Consider the following 18100-nt stretch of genomic DNA (forward strand, 5'->3'; position numbering starts at 1 on the left):
GCGTACCGTGCCGACGGCCTCCGCCAACGGCATCAGCGGGACGAGCCGCCACAGCCGTGCCCAGTCGCCCCGGCCCGTCAACTGTCCGACCAGGTAGGTCCGTTCCCTTTTGGCGAGAGAGACGAAGTGGTGCTCCTCGGACCCCTGTCCGGCCAGGACCCGCAGTGTGTCGATGCCGTTGAGGTCGGCCATGGCTGCCCGCAGCGCCGCCCGGTCCTTCTTCGGCACGCTGCGGTAGCCGAGGGCAAGCAGTGCCCCGTCCGGGTCCAGTGCCTCGTACTGGTCCTGCTGCGCGGTACGTACGAAGAACACAGCCCGTTTGACTTCATCGGACGGAGCGAGTCCGTGCGTGACGCAGAACTCCCGCATGTCCGGCGAGTCGACGGCCGCAGCGCAGTACAAGTCGACGGCCTCGCCGACGCCCAGTGCCAGCAGTCGGTCACGGGCCTGGTCGCCGAGAGGGTGATCGAAGCGGGCCGCGGTGGCGGCGAGCACACCCGGGTCCAGGGACGCGTACGTGTCGCCGAGTGCCAGTCGGCTGAGCCCGTGCGCGGGGAAAACGGCGTCGACCGTGGTGGGTCGGTTCCACCGCTTCAGCAGGGACCACAGCTCGCTGTCGTGCTCCTCCAGCCAGTTGCTCCAGGCGAGGTCGACGACCCAGTCGGGGACCGTCGACGCGTCGGCCGCCAATTCGGCCGGCGCGGGTGAGTCCCAACGCCGGGCCGGCCTGCCGGACTCCCTGGGCTCCAGCCAGACCTGCCACACCGCCTCGTGTCCCCGGCGCGCGACGGCCCGCGCGAGGATCCGCAGGGCCGCGGGATCGCCGGTGTCCGCCGCGTCGAGGACGGTCTGCAGCGCATGACGGCCATGGGGGACGTCTGCCGGGGAGAAGAGCAGCAGGAAAGAGGCGGTCGACAGGCGCACGGGTCTCACCCGGCCGTTCCGTGCTCGCCGAGGGCGATGTCGGTGGGGCCGCCCCTGGGGACGGCGGTGGTGCTTCCCAGTGCGATGTCGCCACCGAAGCGCTCGCTCAAAGCGGCCGCGAGCAGATCGAGCGCTTCCCGTACCGCGAGGTCGCCGATCTTCGGGCGGAGTTCCAGTACGCGCCGCAGGTCCGCCGGAGTGCTGTGCAGCAGCGGCCGTTCCAACAGGGCTCGCGCGTCGGGCAGGTGAGGGCTGTGTACCTCCAGGCGCTGAGGGCCCGAGGCCAGCGCCTCGGTGAAATACATGTCTCCCCCGGGTGACCTGCCCAGGAGTCTCACTACCGGCGACGAGACCTCGGAGCCGCGCTGGATCCACGGCGCGAGGGGGTCGACCCGATGTGCGTCGGCGTTGTTGTAGATGCGTATGACGAAAGAATCATCGAGTCGCTTTCCCTGCCATTCCTCATAGGGCCAGCGGTCCGGAATCGCTCCCGTGTGCCAGTCGGCACGGCGCGAGGCGTCTTTCGACGGGAACTTCCATATTTCGGTGAGCCCTTTGGGCGGGAAGTACCCGTTGATGTGCAGCACGACCGAATCCGGTGAGAGAAAGGACAGCGTGGGGCTGAACCCGCTGCTGGTCCCGGCGTTCCTCTTTGTCTCATGGAGCACGGTTCCGTCCTCGTTCACCACAGTGATCCGCTGCGCGCGGTAAACCGCGACAAGCCGGTCTTCGGGAAGTGTCGTGAGAGTGCAGGAGGCGTCACTGACGGAGGCCCCGGTCAATGAGTCGACTCTGTTCTTGAACCGGGGGATCTCCAGACGTCTCAAGGAGTGTGCGCCCGGGTCCACGAAGGCCAGTCCCGCGGGATAGCAGAGCACCGCCCCGCCGCTCGACCTCCGCATGTCGGACAGCGCGGAGGGCGAGCCGAGGGCTCTGAGATCGGGGACGACCCGGACGATCTGGAAGCGGTGGTCCTCGTCCTCCAGCCTGATGAGGATCTCGTCGCCGAGGTGGAGAATCGAGTTTCCGGAGTCCACATCCCTCAGCGGGTCTCCGCGGAAACGATGGGTCGTCTCACCCGTGCCGATCCGCAGTGTCTCCACATGGATCTCGTTGTGCTGCCCCCGCTTCCAGATCCCATATCTCAGGGCCACTTCGGACAGGTCCGGGGAGAGCGAAGCCCCCAGATAGCTTCCACCGGTGTCGTGCGTGATGAGACGGGTGGCCGGCAACCGTTCGACGGTGGCCAGGAGTTGCCGGGCGGACCGCTCGGCGAGCATCGACAACAGTGCGGCGCCGTTTCCCGGATACTCCTCTACGGGCAGCAGCTGAGCCGCGGCCACCGCCTTGGTCACGGGCAGGTCGCGGATGAGGCGACGCAGTTCGTCCCACCGCCGATGCTCGGCCAACTGATGCCCCAGATAGTCCAGTTCGTCGTCCGACATCTCGGCGATCCGGTCGCGCTGATCCCCGCTGAGCACCACCCGGATCACATCGGCGTCGCCCTCGGCGGCCATGACCGTACGCAGCCGCTCACGGACCTCGGGAGCCGCCGCGCGATAGGCCAGCGCCAGGAACGACCCGTCGGGATCGAGGGCCTGGCGCTGGGCGCCCTGCCCGATCAGCGTCAGATACGCGGCACGGTCGGCGGGCTCCGCCGGGGCCGCCGCGAGCAGGTCCAGGACATCCGGGCCGGGCAGCTTCCCGGCTATGGCACGTACGGCGTCCTGCGCGGCCGGGTCGCCCGAGGCGCACCGGAGCACCAGCCGGCGCCACGCCCACCGCGCCCGCAGCCCCCGGGATCCGTTCGCGCGCCGGCCGTCGGCCCGCCGTACGAGCTGCCGCGCGGCCTCACCTGTGAGCCGTCCCACGCCGCCTACACCTCCAGCACCGGCACCTGGTGCTCCGCCGCCCGGTCCGCCTCGGCGAAGGAGGCCGACTGGGCGCGGCCTTCGCGCAGCCAGGCGCGCAGGTCCTCGATGACCTCGCGCTGGGATCTGCTCAGCGGAACGGTGCGGGCGGCGGCGCGGGCGATGTCGTCGGTGGTGATGTCGCGTTCCTCGGCGAACGCCGCGTACATCGCATCCACGACGACCTGTTCCAGCTCGGCGCCGACGAACCCGTCGCACGCCAGGGCCAGTTGGTACACGTCGAACATCTCCGGCTTACGGCCGCGTTTGCGCAGATGGACCGTGATGATCTCGCGGCGCTCCTCCTCGGTGGGCAGGTCGAGGAAGAACACCTCGTCGAACCGGCCGCGCCGCAGGGTCTCCGGCGGCAGGGCGCTGACGTCGTTGGCGGTGGCGACCACGAACACCGGTGCCGTCTTCTCCTGCATCCAAGTCAGGACCGTGCCGAAGACCCGCTGCGAGGTGCCGCCGTCGTGCCCCCCGGACGACAGCGCCTTCTCCACCTCATCGATCCACAGCACGCACGGCGACACGGTCTCCGCCAGCCGCAGCGCCCTGCGGACCCGCTCCTCCGACTCGCCCACCAGCGAACCGAACAGCGCCCCGACGTCGAGACGCAGCAGCGGCAGCCGCCACAGTCCGCCGATCATCTTCGCGGTGAGGCTCTTGCCGGTGCCGGGGATGCCGATGAGCGCGATGCCCTTGGGCGCCGGAAGGCGGAACTCACGGGCGGCGTCGCCGAAGGCGCGCTCGCGCAGCCGCAGCCACTCCTTGAGCACATCCAGGCCGCCGAGGTCGTCGGGGCTCTCCTCGGCGCTGTAGAACTCCAGAGCCTCGTTCTCCCGGATGACGGCCTTCTTCTCGGCCAGCACCGCCTCGATGTCGCGGTCGTCGAGCACCTCGTCGCGCACGATGGCCTTGGCGAAGGCCCGTCGCGCCTGGGCGGCGGTCAGGCCCAGCGCGGCCTGCGCCAGACGGCTCCGGCCCGCCGGGGTGAGCGTGGACTTCACCCCCTTGGTGCTGTCGATGAGCTGGTCGAGCTCGCGGCGCAGCGCGTCGGCCTCGGGCAGCGGCATCTCCACCACCACCGCGTCGTCGCCCAGTTCCACGGGTATGTCGCGCACCGGCGTGGTCACGATCAGCGAGGAGCCGGTGAACACGAGCTTGTGGGCGAGGTTGCGCAGGCGCCGGCGTACCGCGGGGTCGCGCTCCCAGAAGGCGTGGAAGTCCTTGAGGACGTAGAGGTCGCGGCGGCGGGGCTCCTTCTGTGCCAGCTCCTTGATCTTGGTCAGTGCGTCCGGCGGGGTGGCCGCCTTGGGCAGCTGCCGGCCCGACGCCGACTCCAGACCGTCGGCGATGTCCCAGGTGACGAGGTCGGAGGACGGATCCCGGTCCTTCCGTACCTGGTCCAGCACGTCCAGCGCCCGCTGCTCCTCGACCGTGACGAGCACGATCAGCGCCACCCGGGCGCGCAGATACAGCCGGATCTCGTCATGGATGCCCACGGTGCCCACTCAGAACTCCCCTCCCGCGGTGACCGGCGCGACCATGCCGGTGAACGTCACCGTCCCGTCGTCCCCGACGGTGATCTCCAACTCCGGTACGGCGGCCAGGTCGTCCGCCGTGTAGCGCCCGGTCCGCATCCAGTACTCCTTGTTCGACGAGCCACGCAGCCCCCGGGCCAGCCGCAGCCGCGCGTTGTACCGTCCGGCGATCACCAGATCGGCATCGGCGACGGCCGCCGAGCGGGCCGGGTCCGCCTCGATCTCGGCGCGGGAGAACCCGGTGAGCACGATTACCGAAAGGCCGCTGCGGGCCCGCAGTTCGGCGCAGAACGCGGCCACCGCGGCGGGCTGTTCCAGCGGCTCACCGCCGGTGAGGGTGACGCCTTCGATGTGCGGCGTGCCGGCGAGTGCCTCCTCTGCGACCTCGCCGGCCGTCCGCACGAGGCCGGCACCCGCCCCGCTGTGCGTCTCGGGGTTGAAGCAGCCCGGGCAGCCCAGGGCGCACCCCTGACTCCAGACGACGTACCGAACTCCCGGCCCGTTCGCGGCACTTCGGGGCACCACGGCATGCAGCCGCCACGGCGTACCGAGGCCGCTCACCCCTGCCACAGCCGGTCCTGCTCCTCGGTCCCGTCCTGCTGGTAGGCCTCCTCGGTGAGCACCTGGTGCTCCACCGCCCCGCCGAGCAACTGGACCAACTCGTCGGTGTCCTGCAGACACCGCGTGCCGGAGACCCCTTGGACGTGCACCTCCACGGTCCCGTCCGCCGCGATGACGACCTCGACACTCTCCTCCGCCATCAACTCACCCTTCGCCTTGGGGCAATGACTCTGCACAGAGTGCCACGCGAGGTCCGGGAGGGGTCCCGAGGATCTCAGCTCGCATCAGCCCGTCTTCTCCGTGCTCTCTCTCATGGCTGCGGAAACCGACCGCACCACCCGCGTGAGTGCGCCACCGGGCCAACCTGCTCGGACCAGTCACCAGTGACTGCGTCAACCCGGCAGCGACGTCAGCCGAGTGATGAGACACCTCTCGCAGCGGCTCCGGTTCACGCAGGTGAAAACGGAACGAACATCAACCCGCGCAACCATTCCGACACTCCGGTTCCGGGGAACGGGGCAGGGCCCTCCGCCGTTGCGCGTCGGAGGGCCCTGCCGGGCGCGGTGCTGAGAATGCAGGATCAGGTCACGCAGGGGTTGCTGTTGGCCATGTGGGATGTGATGGCCTTCGCTTCCCGAAAGGTCAATTTGGCCCCCAAACCGTCAGGGCCCGCCCTAGAAGGCCGATGAAGATCTTGTTGGGGGGCTGTCCGGCCGGAGGCCGGATGGCCCTTCTTTGCTATGTGGTGGCTGGGGCGAGGTGCCAGGCGCCGTCGATGCGGGTGACTCCGAGGTTGATCAGTCGGCGGAGGTTGAGGGCGGCGGCCCGGGTGTGGAGCCACGTGTCGTTCTTGAGGGTGCCGCGGTAGCGCAGGCGCCGGTTGCCGTGGTGGACGATCCAGGCGACGGCGCGTTCGACCGGTGGTCTCCAGCGGCGGTAGTCGGCCTGCCAGCCGGGATCGGTGGCGGCCTGGTGGCGGGCGGCCGCTTGGAGGTCGTGGTGCGGGCGGATGGTCAGGATACGTCCGGCCTTGGCTTTGGTGCACCGCTCGCGCAGGTGGCATCCGGCGCACAAGTTGCCGAAAGAGGCTTTGCGTTGGTGGTGCCGGCCGCCGGGGTCGGACAGGGCCACGGCGTGTCCGGCCGGGCAGGTCACGACGGCGGCTGTGGTGTCGATGACGAAGTCGTCGAGGGTGAAGCCGCCGGGGACGGCCGGCCGCAGCGGGGCGGGCTTGAGGAACAGACGATGTCCTGCCTCGTGGAGTGCCTGGCGGGCGTCGCTGGTGGAGTAGGCGGTGTCGCCGAAGGCATCCAGCGGCTCATCCTCGTCGGCAAGCAGCTCAAGTCCCACAGCGGCCTCGTGGTGCTCGGCTCCGGCGCCGGGCCGCAGAGCGACGGCGGTGTAGAACCCGGTCTCGGGCTCCACCGCCAGGTGGGCCTTGAAGCCGTCCTGCTGGTGGCTGCGGGTTTTGTGGACGTGCCGGGCTTCCGGATCGACAGTGGAGACCATCCGGTTCGGGGCGGTGCCCCGGGTGATACGCCAGCGTCCGTCGCGGCCGTCGGAGTCCCCGGTGGGCTCGACGTCTTGTCCGGCGACCAGGGCCAGGATGCCCACCGCGTTCGTGGCTTTCTCCGCCAGTTGCTGTTCGGGCAGGTGGCCCAGCAGCCGCAGCGCATCGGTGACCAGTGCGTCGACCAGCTCGGCGCGGGCCTGCTCGTCGTTCCAGGCAATCTTCGGTTTGCCCGGGTCGGTGTAGTCGTGCGCGGTGCACTGCACCGCTGCCACCTCGGCCGCTGCGGGGACTTCGCGGATCACCGCGCGGACGGCGGCGATGATCTGGGTGACGGTGTCCTGGGTGGCGACCGCGTCGTCCAGCACAGTGGAGTCCAGCGCCCGACGGTGCTTGCCCTTGAGTACGCCGGTGGCCTTCACGACCTCGCGCACGGCATCGAAGATACGGTTCGGGCGGGCGGAACGGGCCAGCCGACGGCGGAAGTAGGCCAGCAGCGACGGGTCGAAGGCCATGTCGTTGAGGCCGAGCCCGCATGCGGCCTTCCACCGCAGGTCGCACCGCAGTTCCTGGACCGTCTCGAAGTCCGACAGCCCGTGCAGGGCCTGCAGCGTGATCGCGGCGGCCAGGATCTGCGGCGGCATGCTCGGCCGTCCGTTCGCCGACGGATACATATCCGCGAACATCTCAGCCGGGAACAGCTCGCCGCGGTGCTCGGCCAAGAACGCGAACACACTCCCGGCCGGGATCAGATCCCGGCACGTCGCCCACACGTCCGGCCCGACCATCTCGCCGACCCACTCACCCATCGCCACACAACGAGTCTGGTCCTGCCGCTCACGCGGCAGGACCAGAACCCAACATCTTCATCGGCCTTCTAGCCGCCGTTCGTCCTGCGCGGCGCGGGCGGCCGCGATGACAAGCCCTCGGGTCTCGCCGTGTCCGACGTAAGTGAGGCTGGGGACATAACACGCTAGGGACTGGGGGAATTTGGTGGAGGTGCCTGGCTGTCGTCGGGCGCCCAGCACTCTGGGGGGATTGTGCAGGAGCAGGGGCTGCGGGACCAGGGAGCTGGCCAGGTGCTCGAAGGCGGGCACCACCTGATCGACCGAGTCCTGGTCGAAGAGCAGCAAGGCGATAGTGCCTTCGGGCCCCGCTCCTTCGATGTGTTGCGGGCGGTGGACGGTGAGGTCGCTGGCCAGTGCGGCGATCTTGCTTCCGAATCTTCGGCTGACCGGGAGCTCGGCGGACAGTGGCAGAGGGAAGGCGGAGGCACTGCTCTGTGGATCGGCGCGGTCGTCGAAGATCCGCTGGTTGACGTCTCCGACCCTCTGCACGACGGTGTGCCCGGCGGCGAAGACCTTGTCCAGCAGGCGTTGCTGCATGGCGCTGGTGTCTTGCATTTCGTCCAGCAGGACGAACGGGAAGCGGCTTTCTGTGGCTTCGGCCAGGGTTGGATTCCGTGCCAGATGGCGCTCGGCGATCGCGAACATGTCGTCGTAGCGGAAAAGTCCGTCCCGGGCGAGACGGCGTTTGAGGTCGTCGAATTGTTTCCCGCTCTGTGTCTCGGCGGAGAAGGGAAGGGTCCGGGTGGTCAGCACCGCCAAGTGGCGTCCTTCGCAGACGAAGCGGGCCTCGGAGACGAGTTGGCGGCCGTCGCGCTGCCTCTCCAGGGTGCCCTTGAGAACGCGGTAGCGGGGGTGGCGGTCCAGCAGCCGGAGGGCTGCCGCGGCGTAGGCCTCGTCGTCGACCGTCTGGATCTCGACCTTCAGGGAGCGCAGGGCGGGCAGCGCGAGAAAGGTGTTGACGAAGGACTGGATGGTGCCGATGAAGTGCGGGTACTGCAGGAGGCTGCGTCCTGCCGGTACCGCTGCGAGGCGGGCGGTGATTTCGTCCTTGGCGGTGTTGGTGTGGGAGATGACGCACACGCCGCGTGTCGCTGATCTCCATCCCTGGGCCAGGAGCGCCAGTTTGAGACTCACCAGGCTGGTCTTTCCCGACCCGGGTGCGGCCTGAAGGTCGAGGGAGATCATCTGCTGGATGAAGTCCCACTGCTCCTCGTGGGGAAGTTCGAGGCCGAGGAGGGAGGCGCCCGCCTCGATCCGGTCCTTGGCGAAGGATGCGGGGTCGTAAGGAATCGCCATGTCACGCTCCGCCGCAGAGGTGGCTGAAGGCATCTCGCAGGTACGGCGGCAGTTCGCCGTCCGGCAGCGAGACGTCCTTCAGCAGCCGGGCCGCATGCTGGGCGGCGATCGCCTTGCTCGCGTTCTTCATGCGCAGGGGCCGGTAGACGCGCAGGCCCACTTCGGACAGCGAGACGCCCTCGCTCTTCCAGGTCGTGATGTCGTCCTCAGCTCGTCGTTCCACCTCCGCCAGTTTGTCTGCGGACGGCCACGACCTCTCGGAGACCCGAGCACATTGGACTGCGCGGTGCATGACGGTGGCCAGTGGCCACGATGCCGCCGCCAGGTCGTATTCCAAGGTCCAGTGGTCGGAGACGAAAGTCTGCACGTTGGCGCTCTCCCCGGCCTTCAACACCGTGACGTGCGCGGCGATCTCTGCCGGCGTCATCTCGGCCGAGCTGCGCAGTTCACCGCGCATGTCTTTCGGGGTGTCCTTGGGGACCAAGTCCCGGTCGCGGATGCAGGCGACAGCGACCGGAATCTGCTCGCCGCTGCGCTGGAAGATGCGGCTGTAGCGGAACAGGCCGGTGTGTCCGACGTTGACCACGCTGACGCCGGACTTCCCGAAGGAGCGACCGGTGGCCAGGGCGAGCGCCGGCAGCAATAGTGCCTCGGCGTCACCCTCCACGATGGCGACAGCGCGGGCGAAGAAGAGGTTGGCCTTGGTCACGTCGAGGAAGCGCGAGAGGAAGGCATAGTCGCCGGCATCGAGCCATGTACAGCCGGGGGCCAGGCTGAAGGATTTGCCACGGGCCACCAAGGTCAGGTGCTGGACGGGGACAGCACAGGCGAGGTGAGGGCTGTGCGTGCTGAGGATGACCTGGACTGGCGGGCTCGACTCCTCGGCGTGGTCGTGCAGGAGTTCCATCACCCGGCTTTGGAGCTGGGGGTGGAGGTGAGCCTCGGGTTCCTCAATAAGCAGCAGGGGTGCGGTCCCGCTGTTGCCGAGAAGCAGCAACTCGGCTGCCATGAAAAGGGCGTTGTTGTATCCGAGTCCTCGCTTGGTCCACTCCTGCCCGAGGCCGATGAGCAGCGGGAAGCGTGATCACGCGAATCCACCGTGCCCGGGTTGACGCTGGTCACGTCGAACGCGTTCGCGGAGGAGAAACGGCGTACCGTGAGGGCGTCCGGCAGGCTCGCCGAGCCTGCCGCGCTACTCGGCAGCGCGGAGGGCCCGCAGGCAGTGCCCGACTCCTCCCGCGACCTGGCGTCCACACCGGCATGCCAGGAGAGAGCGCCGACAGGCTGCCGCCGGTCACCCCGCCGACGCTCTTCACGCCTTGGCATCCGGTCCGGCAGCACAGGCTTGCTCCACGCCCACTGCACGTCAGCCAATGGGTGCAAGCGGCCCGATGATCTGAACAAGAACGGCTTCTGCCGACTCGACCCTTGCGATCACGGACCGGGCTTCGCTCTTCGACTCGTCACGCAAAGCTGATTGGCGGGCCTGCCCGTCGCAGGCTCCGGGCGCAATCGCATCAGGGCGGGCCCGAGCGGCGCCTGGCCGCGGAGCGACATGAGGGGGGAGGGGGACCGGAAAATAACGTATGGTCGTAATAGTATGACCGTTCGTTATTGAGGGTCGGGGGACCACCCCCCTCTCGGCCTCTGGGCCCGCCGTATCAGCGCATACAGAAACGAGGCTGTCCGTGCGTGACCTCCCGTTCCAGTCAGCCGCGGACCAGCTGAGCGCGCTGGCCTCGGGGAAGGTGTCGAGTGTGGGGCTGCTCGAGGTCTACCTGAGCCGCATCGACGCCCACAACGAGACGCTCAACGCGATCAGTCACCCTCGACGTCGAACGGGCGCGGCACGCGGCCAGGAACGCCGACGCGAAACGCGCGAGTGGGGCAGAACTCGGCCCGCTGCACGGTCTGCCGATCACGCTGAAGGACAGCTACGAGACCGCTGGTCTGCGGACCGTCTGCGGCCGGCCCCACCTCAAGGAATACGTGCCCGGACAGGACGCCGAGGCGGTGCGACGGCTGCGTGCCGCAGGTGCGTTGATCATCGGCAAGACCAACATGCCCGCGGGCAACCAGGACGTCCAGGCGGACAACCCGGTGTTCGGACCCACGCTGAACCCGTGGAACACCGCACGCACGTCGGGAGGCTCCGCAGGGGGCGGCGCCGTGGCCACAGCCGCGGGGCTGACCGCTTTCGACTTCGGCTCGGAAATCGGCGGATCCACCCGGATCCCGGCACACTTCAACGGCCTCTACGGACACAAGGCGACCTGGCGGTCCATCCCGCTCATCGGCCATGTGCCGGGCGGACCCGGTGTCGGGCGGTGGGGGGAGATCGACCTCGCCTGTGCGGGCGCCCAGGTGCGCGAGGCGCGCGACCTTGTCCCCATCCTCCACGCGACGGTGGGACCGCCCGAGCGCGACGGCGGTTTCAGCTACACCCTCGCACCCCCCAGGGCGAGCGAGCTGGGCGGCTTCCGGGTTGCGGTGTGGCCCGAGGATCCCTCGTGCCCCGTCGACCACGACGTCGTCACAGCGATGGACGACGCCCTGAATGCCCTCAAGGCGGCCGGCGCGAAGGTCGAGTTGCGGCCTTCCGGCCTCCCCGGTGACATGGCGACCAGTCATGACATTTTCCTGCGCCTGCTCTTCGGTGCGTTCACCTACGACCGATCCGGACTGACAGCGGCCTCCAACACGGCGCTCCTGGCGCGTCTTTCCCAGCATCCTCGCGGAGAGGCGCTGTACGCCCTGCGAGGAACCTTCCAGTCGCACTACAGCTGGCTCCAGGCGGACGTGGCACGCCATGAGCTGCGGCAGCGGTGGACCGAGTTCTTCCGGGACTTCGATGTCCTGCTCATGCCGGTCACACCGACCGCGGCACCGCCTCATCACAACAAGCCGATCGACAGATTCGGACGGCGGATCCAGGTCGACGGGCGGTCTCGCCCGTACTGGGACCAGGTCAAGTGGAGCGCCATCGCCAACGTGGCCGGCTCTCCGGCGACGACCGTTCCCGTGCGAACCGGCCGGGACGGTCTGCCTGTCGGGCTCCAGGTGATGGGGCCGAGCGGCGGCGACCTCACCACCATCAAGTTCGCCGAGCTCCTCGGCCGAGAACTCGAGGGCTACCAGCCACCACCGGCCTTCAGGTGACGATCCGCCGCCCCGCACTGCCCCCGAACCCGACCCCCAGCCAACCCCGGCTGGCGCCGACCACACCGAAAAAGAGCCCCTATGAATACGCTGGACACCCCCCTCACTCTCCCGAACGGCCAGATACTGCCCAACCGCCTGATGAAGTCGGCGCTCAGCGAGGCGCTGGGAAACAAGAACAACGCACCCGACGAGCGGCTGGGCCGTCTGTACTCCACGTGGAGCCGAGGCGGCTACGGCTTCATGATCACCGGCAACGTCATGGTCGATCGCACCCAGCTCGGCGAACCGGGCAACATCGTCATCGAGGACGAGCGTGATCTCGACGCGCTCTCGCGCTGGGCCAAGTCAGTCTAGGACTCGGGCGGTGCGATCTGGGCACAGCTGAATCACCCCGGACGCCAAGCCAACCCCCTGGCACTCGGTCACACGCCGGTGGCCCCCAGCCCGATCCCGACGAAACTGCCCGGAGTGGGCGACATCCCACTCGCCGTCACCGGCGGATTCCGCACCCGCGATGCCATGCAGCGAGCCGTACAGGCCGGCGAATGCGACGTGATCGGCGTCGGCTCGTCGTCGGGGCGTCTGACGATCTCCACGGCTGGGCGGAGCCTCTCGGCTGCCCAGTCGATCAGCCGCCCGGCACAACCGCCGTCCGCCCACACCAGGCGGATCGAGGAGTACTTCGTACGCAGCCGCTCCAACGGCCCGACGACGGCGTCGCGGTCTTGCACGCTCGCCGCCGTCACCGCGACGGCCAGGACCGCTCGATCTCTTCCAGGCTCAGGTCCTGTACATGCGCGAAGCGTTGCACGATGCCTGCGACGTTGAGCACACCGTCGACCTGCCCGAGTACTGTGGCGACCCCGCCGGGCAGCTTCTCGGCCGCCGGGCGGTAGTGACGTCCAGAACGCAGCGGGCGCCGGCCATCAGACACGGAGGCGTGTCGCGTTCGGCGTCGGGGCCGACGGGGACGGGAAGGGATCGAGACAAACGTGCCGCCCGGGCGCAGCACCGCGCGGGTGCGGGCACGGGCGGCAGTGTCCAGCGAGACCGGGTCGAGGACCACGTCGATGTCCTCGACGGCCTCGGCGATGTCAACTGTGTGGTAGTCGATGGCCTCGTCCACTCCCAGAGAACGCAGGAAGTCGTGCTTGGCGGCGCTGGCGGTGCCGATGACGTACGCACCGCGGGACTTGGCGATCTGGACGGCGAGATGGCCGACGCCGCTTGGCTTCGGTGTGGCCGAGTGAGGCCGTGAGTGCGGGCACGACCGCCGGGCGACAGCGCACCCCGCCTGGACACACAGGATGCGTCCATCTCGGTCGGCCGCTCCGGCAGGCCCGGGTCCGACCGGCGGATTCTCGCGCGGCTGATCAAGCAGGCGAAATCGGCGACGATCCGTCGGCAGGAGTGTCTTCCGCCGCACCGAAACCCTGCAGGTGTTACTCGTCGAGGAACTGAAGGGCGTGCTTCAGGAACCGCTCGGGGTACTGGAACTGCGCTCCATGCCCGGCATCGGGGTAGATCAGCAGTTGAGCGTTGGGGATGTTCTGGGCGAGGTGCCAGGAGTTGATCGAGGCGATCATCACGTCGTTCTCGCCGTTGAGGACCAGCGTCGGCTGGGTGATCGCATTCAGGTGGGTGTAGGGATTCTCGCCCGGCAGCGGTTCCGCATAGGCGATCACCGCTTCGACCTGCGCCTGCGCGACTGCGGGCGAGGCCGGCGTGTCCTGGTCGGCCCGCTGGTGACGCCGCTCCCAGAAGGCCCGGCCGGCTTCGATCGCGGCTTCCGAGCGGCCGAAGAACAGGAAGAGGAAGTTCTCCAGGACGTGGACCGGATTCAGCGCGTGGTCAGGCACCTGGGGGTCACTCGTCGGGTCCCCGCCTCGGAGGCCGGTGCCGAGCAGGAGGAGCTTGCGCACCAGCTGAGGGTGGCGCAGCGTGACCTCCTGTACCTGGAAACCGCCGATCGAGAAGCCGAGCAGATCGACCTGCTCCAGCCCCAGCGCCCGGATGACCGCGGCGATGTCGTCGGCCATGTCCTCGATCCGGTTACGCGGCGTGCCGGATGACGAGGCGATGCCGCGCCCGTTGAACAGGATGACCTCGCGGCCTTCGGCCAGGCCGTCGGTGAGCAGGGGGTCCCAGTGGTCCATCCCTCCGCGGAAGTGCTGGACCAGGAAGATCGGGACGCCGGAGGGCTTGCCCCAGCGTCGGTAGGCGAATCGGTCGCCGTCGACCTCGATGTACTGAGTCGGTGCAGTCAGGTGTGTGTCACTCATGGCCTGGCCCTTTCTGTGGCGGGTGAGCAATACGATCACGGTCATAATCTAAAAAGTCAACCACTTTGATGTCGATCGACATCTATGTATGGTGGACTGCCGCGCGTCGACCGGAGAAGGGGGTGGCTGGACATGCGGGTCACCAAGGCACAGGCAGAGCGCAACCGTGCGCACATCGTCGCGACAGCCGCCAGGCTGTTCCGCGAGCGCGGCTACGACGGTGTCGGCGTGGCAGAACTGATGGCAGCCGCCGGGTTCACCCATGGCGGGTTCTACAAGCACTTCCGCTCCAAGGCCGACCTCATGACCGAAGCGTCCGCAACCGGGCTCTCACAGACCGCGGCACGGACAGAAGGTCTGAACCCCGCCGAGTTCGTCGAGAACTACGTCTCCCGGGAGCATCGCGACAGGCGCGATGACGGCTGCACCATCGCGGCCCTCAGCGGCGACGCCGCACGTCAGCCGGCGAACCTCAGAACAGAGTTCGCAGCCGGGATCGAGAACCTGCTGACGGCCCTTCAGTCCCAAAGCGCTACGCCGGGGAATGCGGACCAGCGCGCGGCCCGCACCACGGTGATCGACATGCTCGCCCATTCGATCGGCGCGATCGTGTTGTCGCGGGCATGCCCGGACGGTTCTCCGTTGGCGGACGAGATCCTCGATGTCTGCCGCAAGGAAATTCTCGCGTCACTGGCACACGGCAACAGCGACCAGCCGGAGGCACGGGGCCCGGGAGCCTGATCGCAGTCGACCGACGCACGCCCACGACAGGTGGCGTCGCCAGATGGCGGACCATGGCCGTGAGCTCATGGATGAGGCGCTTTCCAGGGCCCGCCGTGATGAGCGGGCATCGAGTACATCGAGAGCCTGCACGTCAACGACCGCAATGACTTCTGCGGCGAGGCACGCGCCTTCGACATGGACCCCTCCCGATCTTCAGCGACCTGAGCGGGGTCACATTCAAACGGTGACGACGCCGCCGACTGCGTCGACACCACCGCATTAACCTGCACACTTCCGAACACCGACGCATCAACGCGCAGCTCACCCACGCCGATGACGAGACGATGACGGCGCGCCTTCTCGATGGCCTGCGCGCGATCGGGCACCGCACGCAGCGCGCCACGGGCCTTCCCGACGCCGTCAGGTGACGTACTCGTTCCTGTTCATGAAGGCCAGCGGGGACCAGTTGCGCGAGCTCACCCCGCTCATCGACGCCGGCACGATCCACCCCGTCGTCGACACCGCCTTCCCGTTCGAGTCGACCCGAGATGCGCTGGAGCAGGCCGAGAAGGGGCACGCGAAGGCCGGCAAGGTCGTCGTCAAGATTGCGTGAGGGAGCAGTCCTTTCCGGACCACATCTCTCAGGCACACCGGCAAAAGGGAGAAGCACCCTCATGAGTACCTACTGACCTTTCCGTTCAGTTGTCGGGGCTGACATTGCTAGATCCCTGCGGTACGCCGTGGCCATGAGATACGCGCAAGGTGGTGGCCTCACCGCGCAGGGGCAGGCCGCGAGGGAACGGGTGCGCATGCTGGCTGTCGATGGCTTTGCGCGCGGCGAGAAGAACACGGTGATCGCGAACGAACTGCGGGTGAGCATCCGGTCGGTGGAGCGGTGGCGCCGCTCCTGGCGCGAGGGAGGGCGGCAGGCCCTGCGTCCTTCGGGGCCGGCAAAACGGCCGAAGATCGGCGACAGTGACTTCGCCGTGCTCGAGCCGCTGTTACTGACAGGCGCGATGGCTCAGGGCTGGGCGGATGAGCGGTGGACGCTCTCGCGGGTGCAACTGCTGATTGCGGATCACCTGGGGATGTCGTTGTCGATCCGCGGAGTGTGGGAGTTGCTGCGGCGGCACGGCTGGTCATGTCAGCAGCCTGCGCGACGGGTCGTCGAGCGGGACGAAGCGGCGGTGGCCGGCTGGGTGAAGGAGACCTGGCCCCGGGCAAAGCCACCGCGGCGGCGCTCGGGGCATGGCTGGTCTTCGAGGACGAAGCCGCCGTCTCGATGACGTCGCACCACTCCCGCACCTGGGCACCGAAAGGCAGCACACCCGTGGTCCGGTTCAACGGCGCCTCCCGTGGCCGCATCTCGATGGCTGCGCTGGTCTGCTTCAAGTCCGGCGAACGCAGCCGCTTGATCTACCGTCCGCGCATCCAGGGCCATCACCGAGGCGCCCATCGCGGCTTCACCTGGCAGGACTACCGTGATCTTCTCGTGCGGGCGCACCTTCAGCTCGGCGGTCCCGTCGTGGTGATCTGGGACAACTTGAATGTTCATCGCTGCAGTCGATTACGTGAGTACGCGGCAGACCATGACTGGCTCACCATCGTTCAACTGCCCAGCTATGCACCCGACCTCAATCCCGTCGAGGGCATCTGGTCGTTGCTCCGACGCAGCACTACCGCCAACGTCGTCTTCCGCGACCGCGACCACCTCGTCCGAGCCGTCCGCAGCGGCCTGCGCCGCATCCAACGACGCACCGACCTCCTCGAGGGTTGCCTCGCCGAAACCGGTCTCTCGCTCAACACGACAACTGAACGGAAAGGTCAGTAACAGGCCGAAGTGCCCATCACCGACTCGACCGAGCCCGCGGCCATCAGGCGGCCTACCTGCCCGAGCCGGCCGTTCGCCACATCGCCGACCTCTGCCCCGGCCGGGCCAAGCCCGATGCGCGGGACGCGTTCGCCAGCGCCGACATGGCGCGCTCACTGCCGCACATGCTGCGCCCTGTCAATCCCCTCGAAGTGTGGAGATCTTCTAAGCGGCCAGTTCCAAGGCGGAGTTGGCCCGGTGGTCGTGCTCGTAGTCGATCGGACTCTGATATCCACACACGCTGTGTAGTCGGTGCGTGTTGTAGAAGCCGGTGATCCAGGTCGCGAACCGCAGCCGGGCCTCGGTGCGGGTGGCGAACGTGTGCCGGTGGACGTACTCGACCTTGAGCACGCTGTTGGACGCCTCGCTGACGGCGTTGTCGGAACACGACCCGACGCGGCCCATGGACTGGGTCACGCCCAAGCGGCGACAGGCCCGGCGAAAGCGCCGGGAGCCGTATTCGCTGCCGCGGTCGCTGTGGAAGATCACGCCCTTCACGTCACCGCCGCGGGTGGCCGCGGCCATGTTCAAGGACGCCAGGACCAGTTCGGTGTCATGGCGTGCGCCCATCGCGTAACCGAGCAGCCGGCGCGAGAACAGGTCGATGACGGTGGCCAGGTAGAGCTTGCCCTCACCGGTGGTGATCTCGGTCATGTCGCCGCACCACACCTGGTCCGGAGCGTCCGCGGTGAAGTCCCGCCGCACGAAGTCCGGGGCCGCCGGCCGTTTGCCGGGGCGGGTCAGCCCGCGCCGTCGGCGGATCTTCCGTCCGGCCAGGCCGTGTTCGGCCATCAGACGGGCGACAGTGTTCACCGAGACCCGCCAGCCCGCGCGGACCAGGAGGAGCCAGACCTTCGGGGAGCCGTAGGTGCCGCCGGAGCCCTCGAAGATCTGCCGGATCACGTCGGCCAACTGCCCACGCCGGATCTCACGCGCGGTGGTGGGCTTGTCGCGCCACTTGTAGAACCAGGACTCCGACACCCCCAGGACCCGGCAGGCCAGACGGTGCGGGACGCAGTGCTCGGTCCTCTGGTTACCGATGAACGCGGCCAGGGCGGCCGGGTCCGTCACGGTCACTTCACCCAGAGGACCATGCAGCTCCATCTCCAGCTCGCGTATCCGCTTGTTCTTCTCCGACATCTCCCGCCGCAACCGCTCCAGCTCGGCGCGCTCGGCCTCGCGCATCCGTCCACCCGGCGGCGCGGGCTCGGCCGGCCGGTCAGACGACGCAGACCCGTTGCGCCGCCACCGCGACACCCAGCTGTGCAACGTGCCGGAGTGCACGCCGAGTTCCTCGGCGACCTCCGGGATCGGCCTACCCGTCTCGATCACGATGCGTACAGCACCCTCACGAAACTCCGGCGTGTACGTCCGTTGCTTGGACCCCATGAACCCCAACTTCCCCTGCAATCACGGACTCCACGCTACGAGGGGGTGCGCCACGAAGCACCGTGTGATCGAGCGGAGGTG

At 68.4% G+C, this 18100-nt stretch carries 14 protein-coding genes and 4 pseudogenes; 6 read left to right on the forward strand and 12 right to left on the reverse strand.

What is annotated here, in order from left to right; genetic code table 11:
• The 8 genes from IEZ21_RS31490 to IEZ21_RS31525 all read right to left on the reverse strand — a co-directional run.
• Window positions 1–924: hypothetical protein (locus tag IEZ21_RS31490; protein ID WP_189325256.1), on the reverse strand; the 924-nt coding region annotated here is incomplete at its 3' end.
• 5 nt (window positions 925–929) lie between these two features.
• Complete coding sequence (locus IEZ21_RS31495; protein ID WP_189325257.1) at window positions 930–2795, reverse strand: hypothetical protein; 1866 nt, start codon at window positions 2793–2795, stop codon at window positions 930–932.
• Between the two features lie 5 nt (window positions 2796–2800).
• Window positions 2801–4348, reverse strand: a complete 1548-nt coding sequence (locus IEZ21_RS31500) for a Ycf46 family AAA ATPase (RefSeq protein ID WP_213089375.1) — start codon at window positions 4346–4348, stop codon at window positions 2801–2803.
• Window positions 4349–4948 (reverse strand): 4Fe-4S cluster-binding domain-containing protein, encoded by a 600-nt coding sequence (locus IEZ21_RS31505; protein WP_189325258.1) that lies wholly within the window; start codon window positions 4946–4948, stop codon window positions 4349–4351.
• Window positions 4936–5139: a DUF2997 domain-containing protein gene (locus IEZ21_RS31510; protein WP_189325259.1), complete on the reverse strand. Its 204-nt coding sequence runs from the start codon at window positions 5137–5139 to the stop codon at window positions 4936–4938. The genes IEZ21_RS31505 and IEZ21_RS31510 overlap by 13 nt, the downstream gene beginning before the upstream one ends.
• Window positions 5140–5677: 538 nt before the next feature.
• Window positions 5678–7258 (reverse strand): IS1182 family transposase, encoded by a 1581-nt coding sequence (locus IEZ21_RS31515; protein WP_189325278.1) that lies wholly within the window; start codon window positions 7256–7258, stop codon window positions 5678–5680.
• A gap of 57 nt (window positions 7259–7315) precedes the next feature.
• Window positions 7316–8593, reverse strand: a complete 1278-nt coding sequence (locus IEZ21_RS31520; RefSeq protein WP_189325260.1) for a UvrD-helicase domain-containing protein — start codon at window positions 8591–8593, stop codon at window positions 7316–7318.
• A gap of 1 nt (window position 8594) precedes the next feature.
• Window positions 8595–9665, reverse strand: a complete 1071-nt coding sequence (locus tag IEZ21_RS31525) for an ATP-dependent nuclease (protein ID WP_308429659.1) — start codon at window positions 9663–9665, stop codon at window positions 8595–8597.
• Window positions 9666–10423: 758 nt separating this feature from the next.
• On the opposite strand from IEZ21_RS31525, the pseudogene IEZ21_RS31530 reads away from it, so the two are divergent.
• Window positions 10424–11752: pseudogene (locus IEZ21_RS31530) on the forward strand (amidase); the annotation flags it as partial.
• Between the two features lie 81 nt (window positions 11753–11833).
• Entirely contained in the window at window positions 11834–12109 is a 276-nt protein-coding gene (locus IEZ21_RS31535) for a beta/alpha barrel domain-containing protein (RefSeq protein ID WP_213089376.1), read from the forward strand.
• Window positions 12110–12177: 68 nt separating this feature from the next.
• Here the strand turns inward: IEZ21_RS31535 and IEZ21_RS31540 are convergent, their stop codons facing one another.
• The 3 genes and pseudogenes from IEZ21_RS31540 to IEZ21_RS31550 form a co-directional block, all read right to left on the reverse strand.
• Window positions 12178–12486 (reverse strand): hypothetical protein, encoded by a 309-nt coding sequence (locus IEZ21_RS31540; RefSeq protein WP_189325281.1) that lies wholly within the window; start codon window positions 12484–12486, stop codon window positions 12178–12180.
• Window positions 12487–12704: 218 nt separating this feature from the next.
• Window positions 12705–12980, reverse strand: a pseudogene (locus IEZ21_RS47910) (zinc-binding dehydrogenase); the annotation flags it as partial.
• 217 nt (window positions 12981–13197) lie between these two features.
• Window positions 13198–14037 carry an alpha/beta fold hydrolase gene (locus tag IEZ21_RS31550; RefSeq protein ID WP_046706109.1) on the reverse strand — a complete coding sequence of 280 codons (840 nt, stop codon included), beginning with the start codon at window positions 14035–14037 and terminating at the stop codon, window positions 13198–13200.
• Window positions 14038–14169: 132 nt separating this feature from the next.
• Here IEZ21_RS31550 and IEZ21_RS31555 point away from each other — a divergent pair, with 132 nt between their 5' ends.
• The 4 genes and pseudogenes from IEZ21_RS31555 to IEZ21_RS48935 all read left to right on the forward strand — a co-directional run.
• Entirely contained in the window at window positions 14170–14778 is a 609-nt protein-coding gene (locus IEZ21_RS31555; protein ID WP_189325263.1) for a TetR/AcrR family transcriptional regulator, read from the forward strand.
• Between the two features lie 391 nt (window positions 14779–15169).
• A pseudogene (locus tag IEZ21_RS31560) lies at window positions 15170–15373 on the forward strand (zinc-binding dehydrogenase); the annotation flags it as partial.
• 133 nt (window positions 15374–15506) lie between these two features.
• A protein-coding gene (locus IEZ21_RS49155) for an IS630 family transposase (RefSeq protein ID WP_444544979.1) occupies window positions 15507–16591 on the forward strand; the annotation gives its coding sequence in 2 pieces (ribosomal slippage) (window positions 15507–15954 and window positions 15954–16591; 1086 coding nt in all).
• Window positions 16592–16632: 41 nt separating this feature from the next.
• Window positions 16633–16905 (forward strand): annotated as a pseudogene (locus IEZ21_RS48935) (hypothetical protein); the annotation flags it as partial.
• On the opposite strand, the gene IEZ21_RS31575 reads toward IEZ21_RS48935, so the two are convergent.
• Complete coding sequence (locus tag IEZ21_RS31575; protein WP_189325266.1) at window positions 16796–18019, reverse strand: IS3 family transposase; 1224 nt, start codon at window positions 18017–18019, stop codon at window positions 16796–16798. The pseudogene IEZ21_RS48935 and the gene IEZ21_RS31575 overlap by 110 nt on opposite strands.
• Between the last annotated feature and the right edge of the window lie 81 nt (window positions 18020–18100).

This window comes from Streptomyces flaveus, assembly GCF_014647675.1.
GTDB lineage: Bacteria > Actinomycetota > Actinomycetes > Streptomycetales > Streptomycetaceae > Streptomyces > Streptomyces flaveus.

What these genes read in the sequence shown, in the direction of transcription:
- IEZ21_RS31535 (WP_213089376.1), top strand. Translation starts at nt 11,834, where the DNA reads ATGAATACGCTGGACACCCCCCTCACTCTCCCGAACGGCCAGATACTG.
- IEZ21_RS31575 (WP_189325266.1), bottom strand. Translation starts at nt 18,019, where the DNA reads ATGGGGTCCAAGCAACGGACGTACACGCCGGAGTTTCGTGAGGGTGCT.
- IEZ21_RS31550 (WP_046706109.1), bottom strand. Translation starts at nt 14,037, where the DNA reads ATGAGTGACACACACCTGACTGCACCGACTCAGTACATCGAGGTCGAC.
- IEZ21_RS31555 (WP_189325263.1), top strand. Translation starts at nt 14,170, where the DNA reads ATGCGGGTCACCAAGGCACAGGCAGAGCGCAACCGTGCGCACATCGTC.
- IEZ21_RS31520 (WP_189325260.1), bottom strand. Translation starts at nt 8,593, where the DNA reads ATGGCGATTCCTTACGACCCCGCATCCTTCGCCAAGGACCGGATCGAG.
- IEZ21_RS31515 (WP_189325278.1), bottom strand. Translation starts at nt 7,258, where the DNA reads ATGGGTGAGTGGGTCGGCGAGATGGTCGGGCCGGACGTGTGGGCGACG.
- IEZ21_RS31510 (WP_189325259.1), bottom strand. Translation starts at nt 5,139, where the DNA reads ATGGCGGAGGAGAGTGTCGAGGTCGTCATCGCGGCGGACGGGACCGTG.